This window comes from Ruegeria sp. BF8 (genome assembly GCF_056538625.1).
The window spans coordinates 1,135,907-1,156,083 of record NZ_JBQFTL010000001.1; the positions used below are offsets into that span (position 1 = coordinate 1,135,907).

A 20,177-nucleotide genomic window follows, 5' to 3' on the forward strand; every position below is an offset into this window, starting at 1 on the left:
CGTAAAAAGGCCCCGGATCCGGGGCTGCAACAAAGGACAGCCAAAGATGTACCGCTACTCCGAGTTTGACAAAGCATTCCTGGCCGAGCGCAACGCACAGTTCCGCGCCCAGGTCGAACGCCGCATCGACGGCTCGCTGACCGAGGACGAGTTCAAGCCCCTGCGCCTGATGAACGGCCTGTATCTGCAACTGCACGCCTACATGCTGCGGGTGGCCATCCCCTATGGCACGCTAAACAGCGCCCAGATGCGCCAACTGGCCCTGCTGGCCGAGAAGTGGGACAAGGGCTACGGCCATTTCACCACGCGCCAGAACATCCAGTACAACTGGCCCAAGCTGCGCGACGTGCCTGACATGCTGGACGCGCTGGCCGAGGTCGGCCTGCACGCGATCCAAACCAGCGGCAACACCATCCGCAACGTGACCGCCGACCATTTCGCCGGTGCCGCCGCGGATGAGGTCGCCGATCCGCGCCCCTATGCCGAGCTGCTGCGCCAGTGGTCCACCGACCACCCGGAATTTCAGTTCATGCCGCGCAAGTTCAAGATCGCCATCACCGGGTCCGAGCATGACCGCGCCGTGATCAAGGCCCATGACATCGGCCTGCAACTGATCGAGCGCGACGGCGTTTTGGGCGCCCGCGTCTTGGTGGGCGGCGGTCTGGGCCGCACGCCGATGATCGGCAAGGAGCTGTCTGACTTCGTCGCCTTCGACGACCTGCTGGCTTATCTGGAGGCCACAGTTTCCGTGTGGAACCAGATTGGCCGCCGCGACAACAAGTACAAGGCCCGCATCAAGATCACCGTGCATGAGCATGGCATCGACGCGATCCGCTCCAAGGTGAACGAGCGCTTCCTGCAGGTCCGCCCGCAGTTCAAGGGTGCCGACATGGCGCTGCTGGATCAGATCAAGGCGCATTTCGCCCCGCCCGCCTTCCGCAAAGGCTCGGTCGCGGCGTTCGAGAGCGCCTATTCGAACGACCCGGTGTTCCGCTCGTGGATCGACACCAACATCGCGCCGCACAAGCAGGCGGATCACGCGATCGTCACGATCTCGATCAAGAAGCACGGCCAGACGCCGGGTGATGCAACCGCCGAGCAGATGCGCGTGATGGCCGATCTGGCCGAGCAATATTCCTATGACGAGCTGCGCATCAGCCACGAGCAGAACGTGATCCTGCCGCATGTCCACAAATCGGACCTGCCCGCGATCCATGCCAAGCTGAAAGAGCACGGTCTGGCCACCGCGAATATCGGTCTGATCAGCGACATCATCGCCTGCCCCGGCATGGACTATTGCGCACTGGCGACGGCCCGCTCGATCCCGGTGGCCCAGCAGATCGCGACCCGGTTCGACGAGCTGAAGCTGGAGCACGACATCGGCCACCTGAAGATCAAGATCTCGGGCTGCATCAACGCCTGCGGGCATCACCACGTGGGTCACATCGGCATCCTGGGCTTGGATCGCGCGGGCGTCGAGAACTACCAGATCACGCTGGGCGGGGACGCCACCGAAACGGCCGCCATCGGCGACCGCACCGGTCCGGGCTTTGCCTATGACGAAATCGTGCCCGCGGTCGAACGGATCGTGGAAACCTATCTGGAACAGCGCGCAAGCGCCGAGGAGACCTTTTTGGAAACCTACCGCCGTGTTGGAATGGCCCCGTTCAAGGCGGCCCTCTACCCCGAGGCGCGGGCCAATGCCGCTTGACCTGATCCAGACGGAACTGGGCCGGGAACGACGCGAACTGACCGAAAAGGTCGAGGCGCTGAACGCCCGGTTCCGCCACCACAGCGCACATGACGTCATGCATGGTGCGCTTGAGGAGGCGGGCAACCTGGCGCTGGTTTCCAGCTTCGGTGCCGAGTCGGTGGTGTTGCTGCACATGGCTGCCGTGGTCGACAAGGCCACGCCGGTCCTGTTCATCGACACGATGATGCTGTTTGCCGAGACGCTAGAATATCAACATGAGGTCAGCGAGCGTCTGGGTCTGAAGAACGTCCAGATCATCCGCGCGGATGACGAGGATATTCAGCGCGAAGACCCCTATGGCGCACTGCGGCTGCGCGACATGGATGCCTGCTGCAACCTGCGCAAGACCTTCCCCTTGCAGCGGGCCTTGGCGGGCTATGAAGGCTGGATTACTGGGCGCAAGCGGTTCCAATCCGGTACCCGCGCCACGCTCGAGTTCTTCGAGGTCGAGGACGGCACCGGCCGGATCAAGGTGAACCCTCTGGCGCATTGGGCGCCTCAGGACGTGCGCGCCTACATGGAAGAAAACCGCCTGCCCCGGCATCCGTTGGTGGCAAAGGGCTATCCCTCGATCGGCTGTGCGCCCTGCACCTCGCCGGTGAAGGATGGCGAAGATCCCCGCGCCGGACGCTGGCGCGATCAGAACAAGGAAGAATGCGGCATCCATTTCGTCGACGGCAAAATGGTACGCAGCGGAGAGAAAACATGAACGTGATCGTGAATGACCGGGGTTTTGCCCCTGATGACTGGACCGACGGATTTGTCACCCTTGAGGATGCCGCAAACGATGTGATCGCACTGGACGTCACCTCGGATACGGACCCCGACGAATTGTTCGAACGGCTTGGAAACACGCGCATGGTGCGCGTCGACTTTCCGTCCTTTGCCGATGGCCGAGGCTTTACCATTGCCCGTGCACTGCGCCTGAAGGGCTATGATGGCCGTCTGCGCGCGAAGGGACATGTGTTGGCCGACCAATACGCGATGGCCCGGCGCAGCGGCTTCGATGAAGTCGAGATTGACGCGGACCTTGCCGCCCGCCAGCCCGAGGACCATTGGCTGGCCCGCGCCAACTGGCAGGACAACGATTATCAGGCCCGCCTGCGCGGCTGACGCGACGATCGGGGCAATCTGCCCCCTTTTCCTGACCTGGATCAAAGCTTAAACGGAGATGCCGGTTTACCAGACCGGTAGTGAAACGATGACAGAGATGAAGCCCGTGACCGAAGCAACCGCCGTGAAGGCCCCCGTCCTGCCGGACGCCCAGACCGTTCTGGAAGTGAAACACTGGACCGACCGCCTGTTTTCGTTCAAGGTCACGCGTCCGCAATCGCTGCGCTTCCGCTCGGGCGAATTCGTTATGATCGGCCTTTTGGGCGACAACGGAAAACCGTTGCTGCGCGCCTATTCGATCGCGTCGCCGTCGTGGGACGAGGAACTGGAATTCTATTCGATCAAGGTGCAGGACGGCCCGCTGACCTCGAAACTGCAGCACATCCAGCCCGGCGATCAGATCATTCTGCGGCCCAAACCTGTGGGTACGCTGGTGCATGATGCACTGCTGCCGGGCAAGCGCCTGTGGTTCTTTGCCACCGGAACCGGGTTTGCCCCCTTTGCCTCGCTGCTGCGCGAGCCTCAGACCTATGAGGACTACGACGAGGTCATCATCACCCACACCTGCCGCGAAGTGGCGGAACTGGAATATGGCCGCCAGCTGATCGAGAACATCCGCAAGGACGAGTTGCTGGCCGAACTGATCGGCGAAGGTTTCGCCGACAAGATCCGCTATTACCCGACCACCACCCGCGAACAGAGCCCCAAGATGGGCCGGATCACCGACCTGCTGAAGGACGGAACCGTCTTCAAGGACCTGGGCATCGAAGGCGGCATCAAGCCCGAGACCGATCGAGCGATGGTCTGCGGCAGCCTGGCCTTCAACCACGACATCAAGGCCATTCTCGAAGAGTTCGGCTTGCGCGAAGGCGCGAACTCGGACCCCAAGGAATTCGTGATCGAAAAAGCCTTTGTCGGCTGAGCCGAGATCCGGGCCGGCGAACGCCCGTTCCGCCGGCCCGAGCACCGCGTCGACACGTGCGAATTTCGTGTCATAGCACCTATATGGCGCTTGAAAGAACCTTCGTCTCAGTTTAAGTTCCCGGCTCGGAAATCGGCAATTATCAAAGGAATGAACCCATAGCCCGCAGACCTCACAACGCGCCGCCACAACGTGATACCGGCCCGCGCGTCAATGAAAAGATCCGTGCCCCCGAAATTCGCCTGATCGGCGCCGAAGGTGAGAATGTCGGGGTGGTTCATCCCGCCAAGGCCATGCAGATGGCAGCCGATGCCGGTCTTGATCTGGTCGAGATCTCGCCCAACGCGAATCCGCCGGTCTGCAAGATCATGGACTTTGGCAAGTTCAAGTACGAGCAGCAGAAACGCGAAAGCGAAGCCCGCAAGAAACAGAAGATCATCGAGGTGAAAGAGGTCAAGTTCCGGCCCAACACCGATACGCATGATTACGACGTCAAGATGCGGAACGTTTTCAAGTTTCTCGAGAATGGCGACAAGGTCAAAGTGACCCTGCGCTTCCGCGGCCGGGAAATGGCGCACCAGAACCTTGGACGTGAACTGCTTGAGCGCGTGGCGGAAGACGTCAAGGAAATCGGCAAGATCGAAAACATGCCGAAGATGGAAGGCCGCCAGATGATCATGATGATCGGACCGCTTCCCCAGAAGTGACGGCACATGGATCCGAGTGACCAAAGCTCCCTCGTTCGAGGGAGCTTTTTTTGTGGGTCAAAGTCAGGGCGGCGTGTCAGATTGCTTTGGAAATCGCAACCGACAACTTGTCCACCATTTCGTCCAACTGCGGCTCTTCGATGATGAATGGCGGGGCCAGAAGCACATGGTCGCCTTTCCTGCCGTCGCGTGTTCCGGACATCGGATAGCAGATCAAACCCGCTTCGACGGCGGCTTTCTTGATCTTGGCCGCCACCCCCCGGGCCGGGTCAAACGGTTCCCGCGTATCTCTGTCAGCCACCAGTTCGATGCCTCGGAACAGGCCGCGACCACGGATGTCCCCGACATTGGGATGCTGGCCAAAGGCCGCCTCGAGTTTGGCTTGCAGTTTGTCACCCATGTCGCGGGCACGGGCCGGCAAATCGCGCGAGGTAAGTTCTGTCACAACAGCCAGGGCTGCCGCCGTGGCCACCGGGTGTCCGACATAGGTATGGCCGTGCTGGAAGAAACCCGAGCCATTTCGGATGGCGACATAAATCCGATCGGTGCACAGCGTGGCACCGATGGGTTGATATCCAGCCCCCAAGCCCTTGGCGATGCAAAGAATATCCGGCGCCACCCCATCGTGGTCGCAGGCAAACAGATGGCCGGTTCGGCCCATGCCGCACATGACCTCGTCTAGGATCAACAACACGCCGTATTGATCACAAATTTCGCGGACCCGCTTGAAATACCCCTCGACCGCGGGGACGGCGCCCAACGTGGCCCCGACCACCGGTTCCGCCATAAACGCCATCACGGTCTCGGGCCCCAGCCGCTGGATCTCCACCTCAAGCTCGTTCGCCACGCGTTGGCCATAGTCATAGCTGCTCTCGCCTTCGGGTTTTTCGGCGTATTCGTAGCAGGGCGCGATATGGCTCATCTCGATCAGCATTGGCGCGAATTGAGCCCGTCGCCATGCATTTCCGCCCGCAGAAAGCGCGCCCAGCGTATTGCCATGATAGCTCTGCCGCCGTGCGATAACCCGAGACCGCTCGGGCTGCCCGATTTCAAGGAAGTACTGGCGCGCCAGCTTGATCGCGGCCTCGGTCGCCTCGGACCCGCCGGACACGAAATAGACCCGGTCCAACGATCCGGGCGCGTGCTGGATCAGCAGATCCGCCAGGGCTTCGGCCGGTTCCGAGGTCATGAAACCAGTATGGGCAAAAGCGATCTTCTGGACCTGCTCCCGCACCGCGTGGATCACTGCCGGGTTTGAATGTCCCAGACACGACACGGCCGCATCCCCGCAGTCGAGATACCGTTTGCCCTGTGCGTCGATCAAATAGCACCCGTCACCGCCGACAGCGACCGGCAATTCCGCCTTGGTGTGGCGCGGAAAAACATGGCTCATATCATTTCCCTTTCAGCAAAGCGATCAACGCCGCGACCGAGGTCGCGTTGTCCGTCCATCGGGTTCCATCCGAGTTCGTCAGGCTGTTCTCAAAACCGACCCTGACATCGCCGCCACGAGCGGCCGCAGCCGCCAGACAGGCGTGTTCCAGACGCCCGAAAGCACAAACCATCCAAGGCGTACGAGCAGCGGGAAAGGCCTCGAGGTCCGCCGGTTCGGATTCCTGCCCGGTGGCGTAGCGTCCCAGCACCAGCAAGCGGTCTTCCTGCTCGCGCCGCACGATCCCATCCGACTGCCATCGCTCCAGCAGATCCGCATCCGTCGAATCGTAGAGGATATGCTGCACCCGAGTTCCCTGTTCCGCACACAGCGCATAGACCCGCGGGGCCAGATCGGGCGCGCGCGCAATTTCCCGAACCGAGATCGAGGCCCATTTCGGGGCCACCTGCTGCAGGCACTCCAACTGCGCAGAAACGTCGTAGATACCGGCGGCCTCGGTCGTGATCTGAACATCCATAGTGGGCACGGTTCCGGCAAGCTCGGCCATAGCCTCCCGATAGCGCCCTGCATCCAGAGAATGCGCGCCATGCCCATCCCTGACATGCAGGTGCAACCCGTTTGCCCCGGCCGCGTGGCAGGCAATGGCCGTCTCCACAATCTCACCGGTCGAAACCGGCAAGGCGGGGTGATCCGCATGACTGCGTCGCGCACCGTTCGGTGCGACCAAAACATACGGAAGCGACGAAGCCTGTGTGTCAGACATTGAATCATCCTATCGGTTTCTTGCGTGCTTAGCTCGTGTGAGGATGTTTTTCTCTTGTAATAATCATAACATTTGTTTTTCTCCCATCATGACACCCTCAACTCACCAGCTGATGGATCGGCTGCGCCGAGAGATCGACCATTTGCCGGCCCAATTGCAGGCCGCAACAAAATACATCATCGACCATCCGGGCGATTTCGGAATCGACTCCATCCGCGTGTCGGCCAAAAAGATCGGCGTCAGCACAAACGTGATCGTTCGCCTGGCACAGCATCTTGGTTTTGATGGCTTCGAAGCCTTTCGCCGCCCTTTCCGCAGGGATCTTGTGACAGACAGCGAAGACCGCCTCAGCCGGGATTGGCTGACCCAGTTGAATGCCGGCGATGCCTTTGCGTCGGCACAGGCCAGTTATGCCCGCAACGAAGTGAACGTAGTGTCACGTTCGTTACGCCAGCTGGATCCGGTCAAGGTCAGATCCGCGGTCACCCTGATGTCCGATGCTCCCCAGTGCTTGGTCACCGCAACCCGCGCAAGCTATGCCTTGGCCTATTACTTCCACTACGCCGGACGTATGGCCCACCCGGGAATGCAGTTGATCCCAAGGCATATGGGATCGGCCATCGACGATCTTCTGAGCGCGGGCGAAACCGACTGCCTGTTCGCAATCACCGTTCATCCCTATTCGGCCGACACGATACGTGCCATCCGGTTTGCCCGGGAAAAGGGTATGCGTGTTGTTCTGCTGGCCGACAGCGATGTCATTGCTCCGGGGGTCGAGGCGGACGTGACCTTGACCGTCAGCACCCGATCACAGCATCAGTTCTCCAGCTTCTCCGGAGCGATGGCCGTTCTCGAGGTTCTTCTAAGCCACCTTTTCGCAGTCAAGGGCGACGCGGCTTATCACCGGGTTCAGGACTATCAGAAAGCGCGCGAGGATGCCGGAGCCTACTGGCAGCCCAAAAGGCTTCCGCGTGTCGCGAAAAAGAAATAGGCCCCGGAACACGTCCGGGGCCCAAAGCAGTCACCGCGACCGCGTTACATGCAGGCTTGAACCGCCCGCCGGGTCATGACACCCACCAAGTGCGCGCGGTAGTCTTTGCTGCCGTGCAGATCTCCGATCATGTTCATCGGGTTGACCCGAAGATCCATAAGGGCATCGGGCCGGAATTCCTTGCTCAGCGCCTGCTCGGCTTCGCTCCAACGGAACACGCCGTCTTCGTTGGCTCCGGTCACGGCAACGCGCACCCCGTCCGCGAAGCGGGCAAGGAAAACACCCACCAGCGCAAAGCGCGAGGCAGGCTGCAGAAACTTCTGGTAACTCGCTGCCTGCGGTACCGGGAACCGGACCGTCGTGATCAGCTCGCCCTCGTCCAGCGCTGTCGTGAACATGCCCTGAAAGAAGTCATCCGCGGCGATTTCGCGCGCATTCGTTCGAATGGTCGCGCCTGACCCCAATGCAGCTGCGGGGTAGCAGGCCGCCGGATCGTTGTTGGCCAGTGACCCGCCTATCGTGCCTCTGTTGCGAACGGCAGGATCACCGATATGCCCCGCCAGATCAGCCAGCGCGGGATACTTGCCCGCAACTTCTGCTGCTACCGTGGCATGCGTGGTCGCCGCTCCAATCGAAATCGACCCATCATCTTCGATGCAGACGCCCTTCAACTCGGGAATGGCACCCAGGCTCACCAGCGTCGCGGGTGAGGCCAGTCTTTGCTTCATCGTCGGGATCAGGGTCTGACCGCCCCCCAACGCCTGTGCATCCTCTCCCGCCAACGCGGCAACCGCATCAGCAATGGTCGAGGGGTTCTTGAACTCGAAATTGTACATTTCGCTTTTCCTTTCCGAAAGGCGCGGAACCGCCCTTCATCTGGCATTTGATTGACCAGGGAGCGCGAGGGGCTGGCCCCTCGCACACCAACCTCTCCACTCAGCTGTTCATCGCCGCCCAAACACGCGACGGGCTGACCGGCATGTCGATGTGGTCCACCGCCTTGCCACCCGAGTTCAGCGCATCGATCACGGCATTGACCACCGCAGGCGGCGATCCAATCGCCCCGGCCTCGCCGCAGCCCTTCACACCCAGCGGGTTGTGCGTGCAGGGCGTCTGGCTGGAATGATCGACGGTATAGAACGGCACGTCATCGGCCCGCGGCATGGCATAGTCCATGAAGGACGCGCTCAGCAGCTGGCCGTTTTCGTCATAGACGCAGTTCTCCAGCAAGGCCTGACCGATCCCCTGTCCGATGCCGCCATGCACCTGACCGTCAACGATCATCGGGTTGATGATGTTGCCGAAATCATCCGCTGCGGTGAACCGTTCGATGGTCACTTGCCCGGTCTCGGGGTCAACCTCGACTTCGCAGGCATAGGCGCCGGCCGGGAAGGTAAAGTTGGCCGGATCATAGAACGCAGTCTCTTCCAGGCCCGGCTCGACCTCCAGCGGGAAATTGTGCGGCACATAGGCCGTAAGGGTCACATCTCCCCAGGCCACCGACTTGTCGGTGCCGGCCACGGTGAACTGGCCATCCTTCAGCTCGATATCGGCCTCGGACGCCTCCAGCAGATGCGCCGCGATCTTCTTGGCCTTGTCGATCACCTTTTCGGTCGCCTTGACCATGGCCGATCCACAGACAGCCAGCGAGCGCGACCCATAGGTGCCCATGCCGAACGGGATCTTCGAGGTGTCGCCGTGCACGATCTCGACCATCGACTCGTCGATGCCAATCATGTCGGCCACGACCTGCGGAAAGGCCGTTTCGTGCCCCTGCCCGTGGCTATGCGCACCCACCATTACGCTGATCGAGCCGGTGGCATTCACCCGCACGGTCGCCGCGTCATAGAGACCCGCACGCGCCCCCAGCATCCCCACGATGTTCGAGGGCGCGATGCCGCAGGCCTCGATATAGCAGTTCACGCCCAGGCCGCGCAGCTTGCCACGCGCCTCGCTTTCGGCGCGACGCGCCGGGAAGCCCGCGAAATCGGCGGCCTGTTCCAGCTTGTCCATGGTGCCGTTGTAGTCGCCGGTGTCATAGGTCAGCGCCACCGGCGTGTCATAGGGGAACTGCGTGATGAAGTTCTGCCGACGCAGCGCCACCGGGTCAACGCCCAGCTCGCGCGCGGCCTTGTCGATCACGCGCTCCAGCTGATAGGTCGCCTCGGGGCGGCCTGCGCCGCGATAGGCATCCACCGGCACGGTGTTGGTGAACATCGCCCGCACGTTCACCTGAATGACCGGCGTCTTGTAGTTGCCCGCCATCAGCGTCCCGTGTAGCCAAGTGGGTACCGAGCTGGAAAATGTCGACAGATACGCCCCAAGGTTGGCAAAAGTGTTTGTCCGCAGCCCGACGAAATTGTTGTCGGCATCCAGCGCCAGTTCGATCTTGCTGACATGGTCGCGGCCCTGTGCGTCCGACATGAACGCCTCGGAACGGCTGGCCGTCCACTTGACCGGGCGATTGCAGGCCTTGGCCGCGAAGGTACAGAACGCCTCTTCTGCGTAGTGGAAGATCTTGGTGCCGAAACCCCCACCCACATCCGGCGCCACGACGCGGACCTTGTGCTCGGGCAGGCCCAGCACGAAGGCGCACATCAACAGCCGGATCACATGCGGGTTCTGCGACGTGGTATAGAGCGTGTATTCATCCGTGCCCCGGCTGTATTCCGCCACGGCCACGCGCGGTTCCATCGGGTTGGCGACCAGACGGTTGTTCACCAGTTCCAAGGTGGTGACATGCGCCGCATTGGCGAACACCTCGTTCACCTTGGCATCGTCGGCCTCGCCCAACTGCCAGTCATAGCAGATGTTGTTTTTCAGATCGTCATGGACCAGCGGCGCGCCCTCTTCGGCGGCGGCTTTCATGTCCAGAACCGCGGGCAGTTCCTCGATATCCACGTCGATCGCCTCGGCCGCGTCACGGGCCTGCTCAAGACTGTCGGCCACGACGGCCGCGATCGGGTCGCCCACATGGCGCACTTTGCCTTGCGCCAGGATCGGGTGCGGCGGTTCCTGCATGGGCGCGCCGTGCTTGTCGGTCACCTCCCAGCCGCAGGGCATGCCGCCCACGCCTTCGAAATCCTTGCCGGTAAACACCCGGACCACGCCGGGCATGGACTCGGCGACGGACGTGTCGATGCTTTTGATCCGGCCATGCGCGATGTCGGATCGCAGGAAATACACATAGGCCTGACCACGTACGTTGATGTCGTCGGTGTAATTGCCCGCTCCGGTCAAAAAGCGCACGTCCTCGCGGCGCTTGGAACTGGCTCCGATGCCACTGTCTTTGGGCATAGCTTGTTCTCCTCCCATAAACGGATGCTTGCGTGCATCCCAGTCATCCCACGGGCGTTCTCAGTCACGCCCGCAGCGGCATCACTCGGCGGCGATGTGGCTGACGTCTTGGCCGGACGCGGCCATGATCGCCTTGACGATGTTGTGGTACCCGGTGCACCGGCACAGGTTGCCTTCCAGGTATTTGCGGATTTCAGCCTCGGTCGGGCGCGGGTTTTCCTTCAGCAGGGCCGCTGCCGACATCACCATGCCGGGCGTGCAGAAACCGCATTGCAGGCCATGATGATCCTGGAACGCCTGCTGGATCACATTCAAGGAGCCGTCCGGGTTGGCCTGCCCTTCGATGGTACCGACCTCGGCCCCGTCCGCCTCGAGCGCCAGCATGTTGCAGGACTTCACCGCCTCGCCGTTCACATGAACCACGCAGGCGCCGCATTGGGCCGTGTCACAGCCCACATGGGTACCGGTCAGCGACAGGTGATCGCGCAGAAAGCTGGACAGCAGCGTCCGGCCTTCGACATCACCGCTCACGGTCTTTCCGTTCACGGTCATTGAGACCTGTGTCATAAGTTCCTCCCATTTTCGTATTTATCCTTGGCCCGAGTTAAACACGGGAAAAGTCGTTTGAGAACAAAAAACTTGGCCGTTTCCAACCCGTCCCTTAGGAGCAAACTGCCAACATGTATTGCAGGTCGCCAACGGGGCAAAACTGCCGTTACGTCACTTTGCGTTTGGCCCGAGGTTGCGGACGGGTCGGGATTTCCTTGAGCAGACCACCGACGCCCATCGCCGCGATATCGGCTCCCGTGGTCGGGATGCCGCAGGCGACCCGAGACAGCACCCAGTCGGCCCCGTTCAACGCGGGAGAACGTGCGCATCCCGGCAAACCGATGACCGGCCGCTTGCCCAAAGCTCCGAGAAACAACAGGTTGCCCGGATCAACCGGCATGCCGAAGCGGTCCACCTGCCCACCCGCGCGCCGAACGGCCTGCGGCGCCACGTCCTCGACATCGGATGTGGCCGAGCCGGTCAGGATCATCACGATATCGGTATTCATCCGGGACACTGCCTGCGCCAAAGCGTCGACCGCATGCGGAACGACCTGCACGTCGTCCAGGCTCAGCCCCAGGGCCTCGACCCGGCCGCGCATCGCAGCGATGCCCTTGTCGTTGGGCGGCCCGCCGGGGATGTCGGTCACCACCAACCCGGCGCTGCCAAATATCGGCGCTGCTAGGCCAATGGCCCCCTTTGCCAGCTCCGCCGCGCGCAGAACGTCCGCCAGCGGCACCGCGTAGGAAATGACCTTGATCGTGGCGACCATGCCACCGACACCCATCTGCTGATGTTGAGGAACGGTGGCCACCGTGATCATCGGGTTGACCTGATTGAACGCCAGCAGAGCCTCAACGTTCAGAAGGGCAACACCAGCTTGATCCGCAATCAGGTTGACGCGCCCCGTGAACGGCTCGGTCACGCGCAAATTGGCCCCCTTCGGATCCGGGGTCAGTGCCGCAGCCAAATGGCGCGCGGCCTCGTCTTCGTGACAGTCGCCGGGATCCAGCCGCGCGACGACCACCTCGGACACGCCCGCCTCGGCCAACAGGGCGACATGCGTGTCGTCCAGCATCAGTCCCTTGCGCAGCTTTTTCATGCCAGCCATGACCGAATGCGCAAGGATCGCGCCCTTCGCGTCCGCAACCGGCACCGAGCCGAATTTCATGCCTTGCCCCGCAGCACCGCCGTCATCTGCGCGATGATCGCAACGGCAATCTCGGCCGGTCCGGCCGCGCCGATGTCCAGACCGATCGGCCCGTGGATGCGCTGCAACTGCTCGGTCGAGAAGCCCGCCTCTGTCATCCGCTGCACCCGTTTGGCATGGGTGCGCGACGACCCCAGCGCGCCGATATAGAACACGTCCGAGTTCAACGCGGCCTGCAGGGCGGGATCATCCAGCTTGGGGTCGTGGGTCAGCAGCACAACCGCCGTACGCGCATCCAGTCCGATGCTGGCCACGGCCTCGTCCGGCCAGTCGGTCAGCAACTTTTCACCGGGAAAACGAGATTTGGACGCAAACGTCTCGCGCGGGTCGATGATGATCGGGTCATAACCCGCAATCCGCGCCATCGGCACCAGCGCCTGCGCGATATGGACCGCGCCCACCACGATCAGCCGCAAGGGCGGGTTGTGCACGGCCACGAAGGTCTGACCGTCTTCCTCGAACCCTGAACGATCCATGCGCAACCGGTCCGCATAGGCGTTGCGCCGCAGCGCACGGTGGCCGGTCTCGATATTGACCTCATAGGCCACAGGGTCTCGCCGCGCCCGCGCTGCCACCAGTTCGGCCAGCATCGGCTCGGGCAGGACCGAGCCCACAGGCTCGACCAGAACCCGGATCGTGCCGCCGCAGGCCAGCCCGACGGCAAAGGCATCCTCGTCGCTGACCCCGAATTCCAACAGGCGCGCTTCTCCCTCTTGCATGGCCTCGAGCGCCTCGACGATCACCGCGCCTTCGACACAACCGCCCGAGACCGAGCCTTCGATCCGGCCGTCGCCGCCGATGACCAGCTGGGCCCCCACCCGCCGGGGCGCGCTGCCCCAGGTTTCGACGACCGTCGCCAGAACCGCGCCGCGACCCTCGCGAAACCACGCCAATGCCGTTTCCGGACTGTTGTCAAATCTGTCCATCGGACCCTCCCGCGGTGGTTCGCATCAACATAAGCAGGATTGACGCGATGAAAAGCAAGGAGCGCGTTCTCGGGTGGATTATCTCGAGCACCGACCCTGCCAACTTGGTTCTTCACGTGACGCAGAAGGCAGGTTTCGGCCGAAGTCCGCGACAGACAATCAAACATTTGATTGTTTTTCGGACGCCGACTAGCCTGCGGACAGGCCCGACTTGCGGCCGAATTGACGCAAGAGATTTCGTAAAGGAGACAATGTCTTGAAACAGATATTTACACTAACCATCGGCGCAGCGGCATTGATTGCAGGCAGCGCCTGGGCCGACACTTTCGAACGCTACGGAGAGGTCGAGGGCTGGAAGGTCTTTGTCGACAAGGACAAAAAGTCATGCCTGATCGAAGCGGTCGATGATGCCGAGAACGTGGTGCAGATGGGTCTGACCGAAGACCGCAGCGTTGGATATGTCGGTGTGTTTACCAAGGCGGAAACCGACATCAAGCGCGGAGACAAGGAGGCCGTCGCGATCCTGTTGGGCGACAACCTGTATGTCGGCGAGGCGACCGGCATGAAGGGCAACATCACCAAGGGGTATTCGGGCGGCTATGTCCTGTCGGACGACCCGCAATTCGCCGACGACCTGGCCAAGCAAAAGGTCATGGCGGTGTTTCCCGAGAAGTCCTTTGGCTTCACCGTCGATCTGACCGGCACCTACAAGGCCATGGAAATGGCGCGCGAGTGCAACGAAAAGCAACTGCAGTAACGTTAGCCTGAAAGCGCGGCCAACAACCGCGCTTTCTCTCCCTGGTCGTCGGGTCGTGAAATCACGGCGGCCAGATCCTCAAGCGATGCAATCGAATGACCGGCACGGAAGCTGTCCACATGCGGCAGCATGGTGGCGACGCCCTGCGCCTTTGGCGCGAACCCGTCCCAGCGCAGCAGCGGGTTCAGCCAGATCAACCGCCGGGCCGACAGATGCAGGCGTTCGATCTCTTTTTCCAGCAGATCGGGGTCACCCCGTTCCAGCCCGTCGGTGATCAGTAGCACCACGGCCCCCTGCCCCATCACCCGGCGCGACCAGTCGCGGTTGAACTGGTGCAGGCATTCGCCGATGCGCGTGCCGCCCTCCCAATCCTGAGCCTCGGCCCCGGCGGCGGCCAGCGCGGCATCGACGTCGCGCTGATGCAGGTGCCGCGTGATGTTCGTCAGCCGCGTGCCGAAGGTGAACGCATGCACCTTGGCCCAGCCAGCCCCCTTGGCGTTCGAGACCGTGTGCAGGAAGTGCAGGATGATCCGGCTGTACTGGCTCATCGACCCCGAGATGTCACACAGCGCGATCAGATTGGGCCAGCGCGGTTTCGGTTTGACGAGTGCGATCTGTCGCATCTCGCCGCCCTGACGCATGGCAGCGCGCAAGGTGCGCGCCCGGTCGATCCGCTGGCCCAGATGGCTGGCCTGTCCCCGGCGCGAGGCGATCGGGTCCACCGGCAGTTGCAGCCGCGCCAGAATGCGCTTGGCCTGTGCGGTTTCGGCAGTGCTCATCTGTTCGAAATCCAGCGACCGCAGCCGTTCCTCGGACGAGGCGGTCTGCGTGGCGTCAATCTCGATTTCGCTTTCGCCTTCTTGCTCGACGCCTTGTGGTTCATCCCGCTCGACACCGTCCAGAAGGGCCTCGGCCGCGCGTCTTTCGCCCGCCTCGGCCATGCGTTCCTCCTGAACGCCGCGAATGGCTGGCAGCATCATCGACATCATGTGCTCAAGATACCGCGGGTCGCGCCAGTACAAGCGGAAGATCTGGGCAAACACGGTGCGATGCTCGGGCCGGTTCACGAAACAGGCGTGCAGGGTCCAATAGAAATCCTGCTTGCGGGTAAAGCCCGCCGCCTGCACCGCGCGGATGGCGTCGACCACGCGACCGGGGCCGATCGGCAACCCGGCCTTGCGCAAGGCGCGCGCGAAATGGGTGATGTTCTGCGCCAGTTTCGGATCGGCCGGAATTTCCAGCGGAAGCTGTTCGGCCATCGCTAGGCCCCCGGAGTGTTTTGGCGCCGCGACGACATCAGACCGGTTCGAGCGTGGCTTTGGCCTGATCCAGAATGCGCTTGGCCTCAGAGCCCTGCAGTTTCTGGATGTCGTCCTGGTATTTCAGGATCGCGCCCAGCGTGTCGCCGATCACCTCGGGGCTGAGGTTGATCACGTCCAGCGCCAGCAGGCACTTTGCCCAGTCGATGGTTTCGGCCACGCCGGGTTTCTTGAACAGGTCCTCGGTGCGCAGATGCTGGACAAAGGCCACCACTTCACGGCTCAGCGCCTCGGCGGCCTCGGGCGCGCGGGCGTGCAGGATCTCCAGCTCGCGGTCGAAATCGGGGTAGTCGACCCAGTGGTACAGGCAGCGGCGCTTGAGCGCGTCATGTACCTCGCGCGTGCGGTTCGACGTGACGATGACGATGGGCGGTTCGGGCGCCTTGATCGTGCCGATCTCGGGGATTGTCACCTGGAAATCGCTCAGCGCCTCCAGCAGGAAGGCCTCGAACGGTTCGTCGGTGCGGTCCAACTCGTCGATCAGCAGCACCGGCGGGCCAGCCGGGTCGGGCTCCATCGCCTCGAGCAGCGGGCGGCGGATCAGATAGTCGCCGCTGAACAATTCCTCCTGCAGACCCTTCCGGTCGGACCCGCCGACCGCCTCGGCGGTGCGGATGGCCACCATCTGCGCAGGAAAGTTCCATTCATAGACGGCCGAGGACGCATCGAGCCCTTCATAGCATTGCAGCCGGATCAGGCGGCGACCCAGTCCAGCGGCCAGGGCCTTGGCGATCTCGGTCTTGCCGACGCCCGCTTCACCTTCCAGAAACAGCGGCCGGCCCAGTTTCAGCGACAGGAACACCACGGTGGCCAGGGCGCGGCCACAGACATAGCTCTGTTCGCCCAGCATCTTCTGAACGGCGTCGATGGAATCTGGCTGGCTCATGTGTCTCAATCTCCCTTGGCACAACAGGTCATGGCTGCCGCTGCGCGTCAAGACCGTGATCTTTCCGGGACTTGCGGCAATCTGGTCGCCTGACAAGGTTTGTTGTCACTTTCCCGTGCGGCCGGCCTGTGCTAGCCCGGCGCCATGACCGATACTCTGACGCTCCGCCGCCCCGATGACTGGCACCTGCATCTGCGCGATGGCGCCATGCTGCAGGCCGTCCTGCCCGAAACCGCCCGCCATTTCGCGCGAGCCATCATCATGCCCAACCTTGTGCCCCCTGTGGTCACCGGCGCTCAGGCCGCGTCCTACCGCGACCGTATCCTGGCCGCCCTGCCCGAAGGCATGAGCTTTGAGCCGTTGATGACCCTGTACCTGACCGAGGATACCGACCCCGACGACATGGCCGCGGCCCACGCAAGCGGTCTGGTCAAGGCGGTCAAGCTGTACCCGGCGGGGGCCACGACCAACTCGGCCTCGGGCGTGCGGGATTTCGACAAGGTGCGCCCCGTGTTGGACCGGATGGCCGAGATCGGCCTGCCGCTCTGCGTGCACGGCGAGGTCACCGATGCCGAGATCGACATCTTCGACCGCGAGGCGGTGTTCATCGACCGCGTTCTGGACCCGATCCGCAAGGCCACGCCGGGCCTGCGCGTGGTGATGGAGCATATCACCACCGTCGACGGCGTGGAGTATGTGCGCGCGAACGAAACTGACCTGGGCGCAACGATCACCGCACATCACCTGATCATCAACCGCAACCACATCCTCGTGGGCGGGATCAAGCCTCACTACTACTGCCTGCCCGTCGCCAAACGCGAAGAGCACCGCACGGCACTGGTTGATGCCGCGACTTCGGGCGACGAACGGTTCTTTCTGGGGACTGACAGCGCCCCGCATACGGATGCCAACAAGGAAATGGCCTGCGGCTGCGCGGGATGTTTCACCGCGACCAACACCATGTCGCTGGTGGCCGAGGTCTTTGACCGCGCGGGTGCGCTGGACAAACTGGAAGGGTTCACCTCGGTCAACGGGCCCAGGTTCTATCGGCTGCCCGTCAACGATCAGACCATCACCCTGCAGAGGGGCGAACCGGTCACCTACCCCGACAAGATCGAAACACGCGATGGCCCGGTCACCGTGTTCGACCCCGGCTTCCCGCTTCACTGGCGCGTGGTCTAATCAACCAGTCGTTTTGCCAGATCCGCTGCGCGCCCGCCGGTGCGCAGCATCGACCAGATCGCATCGGCCTCGTCCGCGCCGATCAGCTTGGCGGCCTTGCCGCGCACGCGATCCTCGCGGTCGGACAAGGCTATCGGTGCGGCCAAATCGTGGGTCGCCTCGCGCCGTACTCCGTCCCGCCGCAGCAGCGCCACGCGGGCCTCGGTCTCGGACAGCGTTTCGTCCGCTTCGACCGTGATCCGGTCGCTCAGCGATTGCAGGCGCGGATCGGCGCAGACCTTGTCCGTGTAGCTTTCAGGCAGGGCCGTTTCGTATCCCAGCGCCTGCATGGCGATCACCGTCCGATAGGAAAACTTGGCGCCCAGCCCGGTTGTCGGAGCGGTCTGATTGCAGACGCTCATCCAACGCGGATGGGTGCGGATTTTGATCTCGGCCACCTCGGGTTCGGCGATGTCCAGATCGCGCGCAGCCTCAAGCGCGGCGTGCAGCCCGTGGCAGCAAGCGTGGAACTTGTGGCTGACGCTTTCGAACAGCCACTCATCCCCAAGCCCCGACAGCGCTGTGGCTGTGTCATCGGCACCGTGATGCGTCGCGCCAAACCCGAACGGCCCGGTCAGGGCATCGGGATTGGGAACGAACCCCCGCTGCACCAGCAGCGCGGCCTCGACCCCGACCGAAGCCGCCTGCCCCGCATTGTAGGGCTTGCCCATGGTGCCAAACTGCGCCTTGAGGCCCGCCGCCCGGGTCGCGGTCAGCCCCAGAACCCGGCGCATGGCCGCCGGATCGCATCCCAGCAGGCGGGCGGCCGCCACGGCCGCTCCGAACGCCCCCGCCGTCGCGGTCTGGTGAAACCCGACCTGATAATGCCCCCGCCCCAGCCACAGGCCAATGCGGATGGACAGTTCCATCCCCACCAAGGCCGCCTCGAGCAAATCGACGATGGGCTGATCCTGCCATTCGGCCACGGCCAGCGCGGCGGGAAACACCGCCACGGAGGGGTGGCCGATATGGGCGAAATGCGTGTCGTCATAGTCCAGCGCGTGCGACACCGTGCCGTTGACCAAAGCCGCCGCGCGCATCGGCGCGGCCCCGCCGCCGAACAAGGTGGCCTGTCCGGACCCGCCTTCGTCCAGCACCATCCCTCGCAGGAGGCGAGAGACCGGTTCGTTGACGCCTGCGCGCCCGACCGCCAGCCAGTCCAGCGCGGACAAAGACGTAACGATCCGCGCCTGCGCGGTTGTCTTGACCGCGCCTGCGGCGAATTCGGAAAGAGTGCGTGTGAATTCAGTCATGCGGCGCAGTCTAACGTGCGCCCGCGCCGGGTAAACCCTCAGCCGTAGAGGCTGACCGCGCGCTGTTCGAAAGCGCGCACGATCCGGTGCATCGCCTCGTTGAAGACCACGCCGATGATGCCCTGCAACACGGCGTTCTTGAACTCGAAATCCACGTGGAAGGATACGTTGCAGCCGCCCTCGGGGGCGTCTTCGAAATGCCAGTCGGATTTCATGTATTTGAATGGACCGTCCAGGTATTCGGTGTCGATCTTCTTCTGCTCGGGGAACAGCGTCACCCGACTGCCGAACCGTTCGCGGAACACCTTGAACGAGATCACCAAGTCGGCCTCCATCACCTGCGCCTCGCCCGCCGCATAGGTCCGCCGGATCCGCGCGGCCGCGCACCAGGGCAGAAACTCGGGGTATTTCGCCACATCCGCAACCAGATCATACATCTGCTGCGCGCTGTATGGGAGGTGGCGGGTTTCCGAATGAGTGGGCATGGCAACCTGGGCATTTGAAACGTGACAATGGCGCGTCATGTCGTATGTTGCGCGCCAAAGATCAAGGGGGCAGCCATGAGCCAGCGCGCATATGTGATAGATGAGATGATCTCGGCCAAGGCCATCGCGGCGCGGATCGAGGAACTGTGCCGCGAAATTACCCGCGAATTCGGCGATACCGACAAGCTGGTGGTCGTGGGCCTGCTGCGCGGCAGCTTCGTGTTCATCGCCGATCTGGTGCGCGAACTGGACCTGCCGATCGAGGTCGATTTCCTCGAGGCGTCCTCGTATGGCGATTCAATGGAAAGCAGCCGGGAAGTTCGCATTCTCAAGGACTTGCGCGGCGCAATTGAAGGCCGCGACGTGCTGGTGGTCGAAGATATCGTCGACACGGGTCACACGCTGAACCACGTCACCAACCTGCTGCGCAGCCGCCAGCCGAAACGTCTCAAGTCGATTGCCTTGCTGGACAAACCCAGCCGCCGCGAGGTTGATTTTCGCGCCGATTGGATCGGCTTTGAAATCCCGGACGAATTCGTCGTGGGCTATGGCATCGACTATGCGCAACGCAACCGCAACCTGCCCTTCATCGGCAAGGTCCGCTTTACCGAAGACTGATCCCGCCGCGGATT

General features: G+C 62.7%; 20 protein-coding genes. 9 read left to right on the forward strand and 11 right to left on the reverse strand.

Going from position 1 to position 20,177, the window contains the following annotated elements; all coding sequences use genetic code 11:
• Positions 1 to 46 precede the first annotated feature (46 nt).
• The 5 genes from ACR0LD_RS05690 (at position 47) to infC (ending at position 4,495) form a co-directional block, all read left to right on the forward strand.
• On the forward strand, positions 47 to 1,711 hold the full coding sequence (locus tag ACR0LD_RS05690; protein ID WP_170442600.1) for a nitrite/sulfite reductase: 1,665 nt from the start codon (positions 47 to 49) through the stop codon (positions 1,709 to 1,711).
• Complete coding sequence (locus ACR0LD_RS05695) at positions 1,701 to 2,462, forward strand: phosphoadenylyl-sulfate reductase (protein WP_170442598.1); 762 nt, start codon at positions 1,701 to 1,703, stop codon at positions 2,460 to 2,462. The genes ACR0LD_RS05690 and ACR0LD_RS05695 overlap by 11 nt, the downstream gene beginning before the upstream one ends.
• Positions 2,459 to 2,866: a DUF934 domain-containing protein gene (locus ACR0LD_RS05700; protein WP_480633013.1), complete on the forward strand. Its 408-nt coding sequence runs from the start codon at positions 2,459 to 2,461 to the stop codon at positions 2,864 to 2,866. The genes ACR0LD_RS05695 and ACR0LD_RS05700 overlap by 4 nt, the downstream gene beginning before the upstream one ends.
• A gap of 88 nt (positions 2,867 to 2,954) precedes the next feature.
• Positions 2,955 to 3,788, forward strand: a complete 834-nt coding sequence (locus tag ACR0LD_RS05705) for a ferredoxin--NADP reductase (protein WP_170339407.1) — start codon at positions 2,955 to 2,957, stop codon at positions 3,786 to 3,788.
• A gap of 245 nt (positions 3,789 to 4,033) precedes the next feature.
• The gene (gene infC / locus ACR0LD_RS05710) at positions 4,034 to 4,495 is read left to right on the forward strand and encodes a translation initiation factor IF-3 (RefSeq protein WP_260066269.1); all 462 of its coding nucleotides are present in this window, start codon (positions 4,034 to 4,036) and stop codon (positions 4,493 to 4,495) included.
• 76 nt (positions 4,496 to 4,571) lie between these two features.
• On the opposite strand, the gene ACR0LD_RS05715 is transcribed toward infC, so the two are convergent.
• Positions 4,572 to 5,888 (reverse strand): aspartate aminotransferase family protein, encoded by a 1,317-nt coding sequence (locus ACR0LD_RS05715; protein WP_480635903.1) that lies wholly within the window; start codon positions 5,886 to 5,888, stop codon positions 4,572 to 4,574.
• 1 nt (position 5,889) lies between these two features.
• Entirely contained in the window at positions 5,890 to 6,651 is a 762-nt protein-coding gene (locus ACR0LD_RS05720; RefSeq protein WP_480635905.1) for a beta-keto acid cleavage family enzyme, read from the reverse strand.
• An 88-nt stretch (positions 6,652 to 6,739) separates the two neighbouring features.
• Here ACR0LD_RS05720 and ACR0LD_RS05725 point away from each other — a divergent pair, with 88 nt between their 5' ends.
• Positions 6,740 to 7,642: a MurR/RpiR family transcriptional regulator gene (locus ACR0LD_RS05725; protein ID WP_480635907.1), complete on the forward strand. Its 903-nt coding sequence runs from the start codon at positions 6,740 to 6,742 to the stop codon at positions 7,640 to 7,642.
• Positions 7,643 to 7,686: 44 nt separating this feature from the next.
• Here ACR0LD_RS05725 and ACR0LD_RS05730 read toward each other — a convergent pair whose 3' ends face one another.
• The 5 genes from ACR0LD_RS05730 to ACR0LD_RS05750 all read right to left on the reverse strand — a co-directional run bounded on the left by ACR0LD_RS05730 (position 7,687) and on the right by ACR0LD_RS05750 (position 13,624).
• On the reverse strand, positions 7,687 to 8,478 hold the full coding sequence (locus ACR0LD_RS05730; RefSeq protein WP_170432911.1) for an FAD binding domain-containing protein: 792 nt from the start codon (positions 8,476 to 8,478) through the stop codon (positions 7,687 to 7,689).
• 100 nt (positions 8,479 to 8,578) lie between these two features.
• On the reverse strand, positions 8,579 to 10,939 hold the full coding sequence (locus tag ACR0LD_RS05735) for a xanthine dehydrogenase family protein molybdopterin-binding subunit (protein WP_480635910.1): 2,361 nt from the start codon (positions 10,937 to 10,939) through the stop codon (positions 8,579 to 8,581).
• Between the two features lie 81 nt (positions 10,940 to 11,020).
• Positions 11,021 to 11,506: a (2Fe-2S)-binding protein gene (locus ACR0LD_RS05740; RefSeq protein WP_149775244.1), complete on the reverse strand. Its 486-nt coding sequence runs from the start codon at positions 11,504 to 11,506 to the stop codon at positions 11,021 to 11,023.
• Positions 11,507 to 11,654: 148 nt separating this feature from the next.
• Positions 11,655 to 12,659 carry a molybdopterin-binding protein gene (locus ACR0LD_RS05745; protein ID WP_480635912.1) on the reverse strand — a complete coding sequence of 335 codons (1,005 nt, stop codon included), beginning with the start codon at positions 12,657 to 12,659 and terminating at the stop codon, positions 11,655 to 11,657.
• Positions 12,656 to 13,624: an XdhC family protein gene (locus tag ACR0LD_RS05750; RefSeq protein WP_480635914.1), complete on the reverse strand. Its 969-nt coding sequence runs from the start codon at positions 13,622 to 13,624 to the stop codon at positions 12,656 to 12,658. The genes ACR0LD_RS05745 and ACR0LD_RS05750 overlap by 4 nt, the downstream gene beginning before the upstream one ends.
• Before the next feature lie 256 nt (positions 13,625 to 13,880).
• Between ACR0LD_RS05750 and ACR0LD_RS05755 the strand changes: the two genes are divergently transcribed.
• Positions 13,881 to 14,381: a hypothetical protein gene (locus tag ACR0LD_RS05755; RefSeq protein WP_170338859.1), complete on the forward strand. Its 501-nt coding sequence runs from the start codon at positions 13,881 to 13,883 to the stop codon at positions 14,379 to 14,381.
• Positions 14,382 to 14,383: 2 nt separating this feature from the next.
• Here the strand turns inward: ACR0LD_RS05755 and ACR0LD_RS05760 are convergent, their stop codons facing one another.
• Both ACR0LD_RS05760 and ACR0LD_RS05765 read right to left on the reverse strand, forming a co-directional pair.
• Positions 14,384 to 15,640: a vWA domain-containing protein gene (locus tag ACR0LD_RS05760; RefSeq protein WP_480635917.1), complete on the reverse strand. Its 1,257-nt coding sequence runs from the start codon at positions 15,638 to 15,640 to the stop codon at positions 14,384 to 14,386.
• Between the two features lie 37 nt (positions 15,641 to 15,677).
• Positions 15,678 to 16,586 (reverse strand): AAA family ATPase, encoded by a 909-nt coding sequence (locus tag ACR0LD_RS05765; RefSeq protein ID WP_480635919.1) that lies wholly within the window; start codon positions 16,584 to 16,586, stop codon positions 15,678 to 15,680.
• 144 nt (positions 16,587 to 16,730) lie between these two features.
• On the opposite strand from ACR0LD_RS05765, the gene pyrC reads away from it, so the two are divergent.
• A complete protein-coding gene (pyrC, locus tag ACR0LD_RS05770) occupies positions 16,731 to 17,768 on the forward strand; it encodes a dihydroorotase (RefSeq protein WP_480635920.1) in 1,038 nt (345 codons plus the stop codon).
• Here pyrC and ACR0LD_RS05775 read toward each other — a convergent pair.
• A complete protein-coding gene (locus ACR0LD_RS05775) occupies positions 17,765 to 19,060 on the reverse strand; it encodes an MmgE/PrpD family protein (RefSeq protein ID WP_480635922.1) in 1,296 nt (431 codons plus the stop codon). The two genes, pyrC and ACR0LD_RS05775, sit on opposite strands and share 4 nt — an antisense overlap.
• Positions 19,061 to 19,098: 38 nt before the next feature.
• Positions 19,099 to 19,545 carry a type II toxin-antitoxin system RatA family toxin gene (locus ACR0LD_RS05780; protein ID WP_170357640.1) on the reverse strand — a complete coding sequence of 149 codons (447 nt, stop codon included), beginning with the start codon at positions 19,543 to 19,545 and terminating at the stop codon, positions 19,099 to 19,101.
• A gap of 75 nt (positions 19,546 to 19,620) precedes the next feature.
• Here ACR0LD_RS05780 and hpt point away from each other — a divergent pair, with 75 nt between their 5' ends.
• Positions 19,621 to 20,163: a hypoxanthine phosphoribosyltransferase gene (hpt, locus tag ACR0LD_RS05785; protein WP_005983543.1), complete on the forward strand. Its 543-nt coding sequence runs from the start codon at positions 19,621 to 19,623 to the stop codon at positions 20,161 to 20,163.
• Positions 20,164 to 20,177 lie beyond the last annotated feature (14 nt).

Excerpts from the sequence above, each read along its gene's own strand:
- ACR0LD_RS05690 (WP_170442600.1), top strand. The coding sequence starts at position 47 with ATGTACCGCTACTCCGAGTTTGACAAAGCATTCCTGGCCGAGCGCAAC.
- ACR0LD_RS05765 (WP_480635919.1), bottom strand. The coding sequence starts at position 16,586 with ATGAGCCAGCCAGATTCCATCGACGCCGTTCAGAAGATGCTGGGCGAA.
- pyrC (WP_480635920.1), top strand. The coding sequence starts at position 16,731 with ATGACCGATACTCTGACGCTCCGCCGCCCCGATGACTGGCACCTGCAT.
- ACR0LD_RS05695 (WP_170442598.1), top strand. The coding sequence starts at position 1,701 with ATGCCGCTTGACCTGATCCAGACGGAACTGGGCCGGGAACGACGCGAA.
- ACR0LD_RS05700 (WP_480633013.1), top strand. The coding sequence starts at position 2,459 with ATGAACGTGATCGTGAATGACCGGGGTTTTGCCCCTGATGACTGGACC.
- ACR0LD_RS05750 (WP_480635914.1), bottom strand. The coding sequence starts at position 13,624 with ATGGACAGATTTGACAACAGTCCGGAAACGGCATTGGCGTGGTTTCGC.
- ACR0LD_RS05760 (WP_480635917.1), bottom strand. The coding sequence starts at position 15,640 with ATGGCCGAACAGCTTCCGCTGGAAATTCCGGCCGATCCGAAACTGGCG.
- ACR0LD_RS05720 (WP_480635905.1), bottom strand. The coding sequence starts at position 6,651 with ATGTCTGACACACAGGCTTCGTCGCTTCCGTATGTTTTGGTCGCACCG.
- hpt (WP_005983543.1), top strand. The coding sequence starts at position 19,621 with ATGAGCCAGCGCGCATATGTGATAGATGAGATGATCTCGGCCAAGGCC.
- ACR0LD_RS05735 (WP_480635910.1), bottom strand. The coding sequence starts at position 10,939 with ATGCCCAAAGACAGTGGCATCGGAGCCAGTTCCAAGCGCCGCGAGGAC.
- ACR0LD_RS05725 (WP_480635907.1), top strand. The coding sequence starts at position 6,740 with ATGACACCCTCAACTCACCAGCTGATGGATCGGCTGCGCCGAGAGATC.
- ACR0LD_RS05715 (WP_480635903.1), bottom strand. The coding sequence starts at position 5,888 with ATGAGCCATGTTTTTCCGCGCCACACCAAGGCGGAATTGCCGGTCGCT.
- ACR0LD_RS05705 (WP_170339407.1), top strand. The coding sequence starts at position 2,955 with ATGACAGAGATGAAGCCCGTGACCGAAGCAACCGCCGTGAAGGCCCCC.
- ACR0LD_RS05745 (WP_480635912.1), bottom strand. The coding sequence starts at position 12,659 with ATGAAATTCGGCTCGGTGCCGGTTGCGGACGCGAAGGGCGCGATCCTT.
- ACR0LD_RS05730 (WP_170432911.1), bottom strand. The coding sequence starts at position 8,478 with ATGTACAATTTCGAGTTCAAGAACCCCTCGACCATTGCTGATGCGGTT.
- ACR0LD_RS05775 (WP_480635922.1), bottom strand. The coding sequence starts at position 19,060 with ATGACTGAATTCACACGCACTCTTTCCGAATTCGCCGCAGGCGCGGTC.
- ACR0LD_RS05740 (WP_149775244.1), bottom strand. The coding sequence starts at position 11,506 with ATGACACAGGTCTCAATGACCGTGAACGGAAAGACCGTGAGCGGTGAT.
- ACR0LD_RS05780 (WP_170357640.1), bottom strand. The coding sequence starts at position 19,545 with ATGCCCACTCATTCGGAAACCCGCCACCTCCCATACAGCGCGCAGCAG.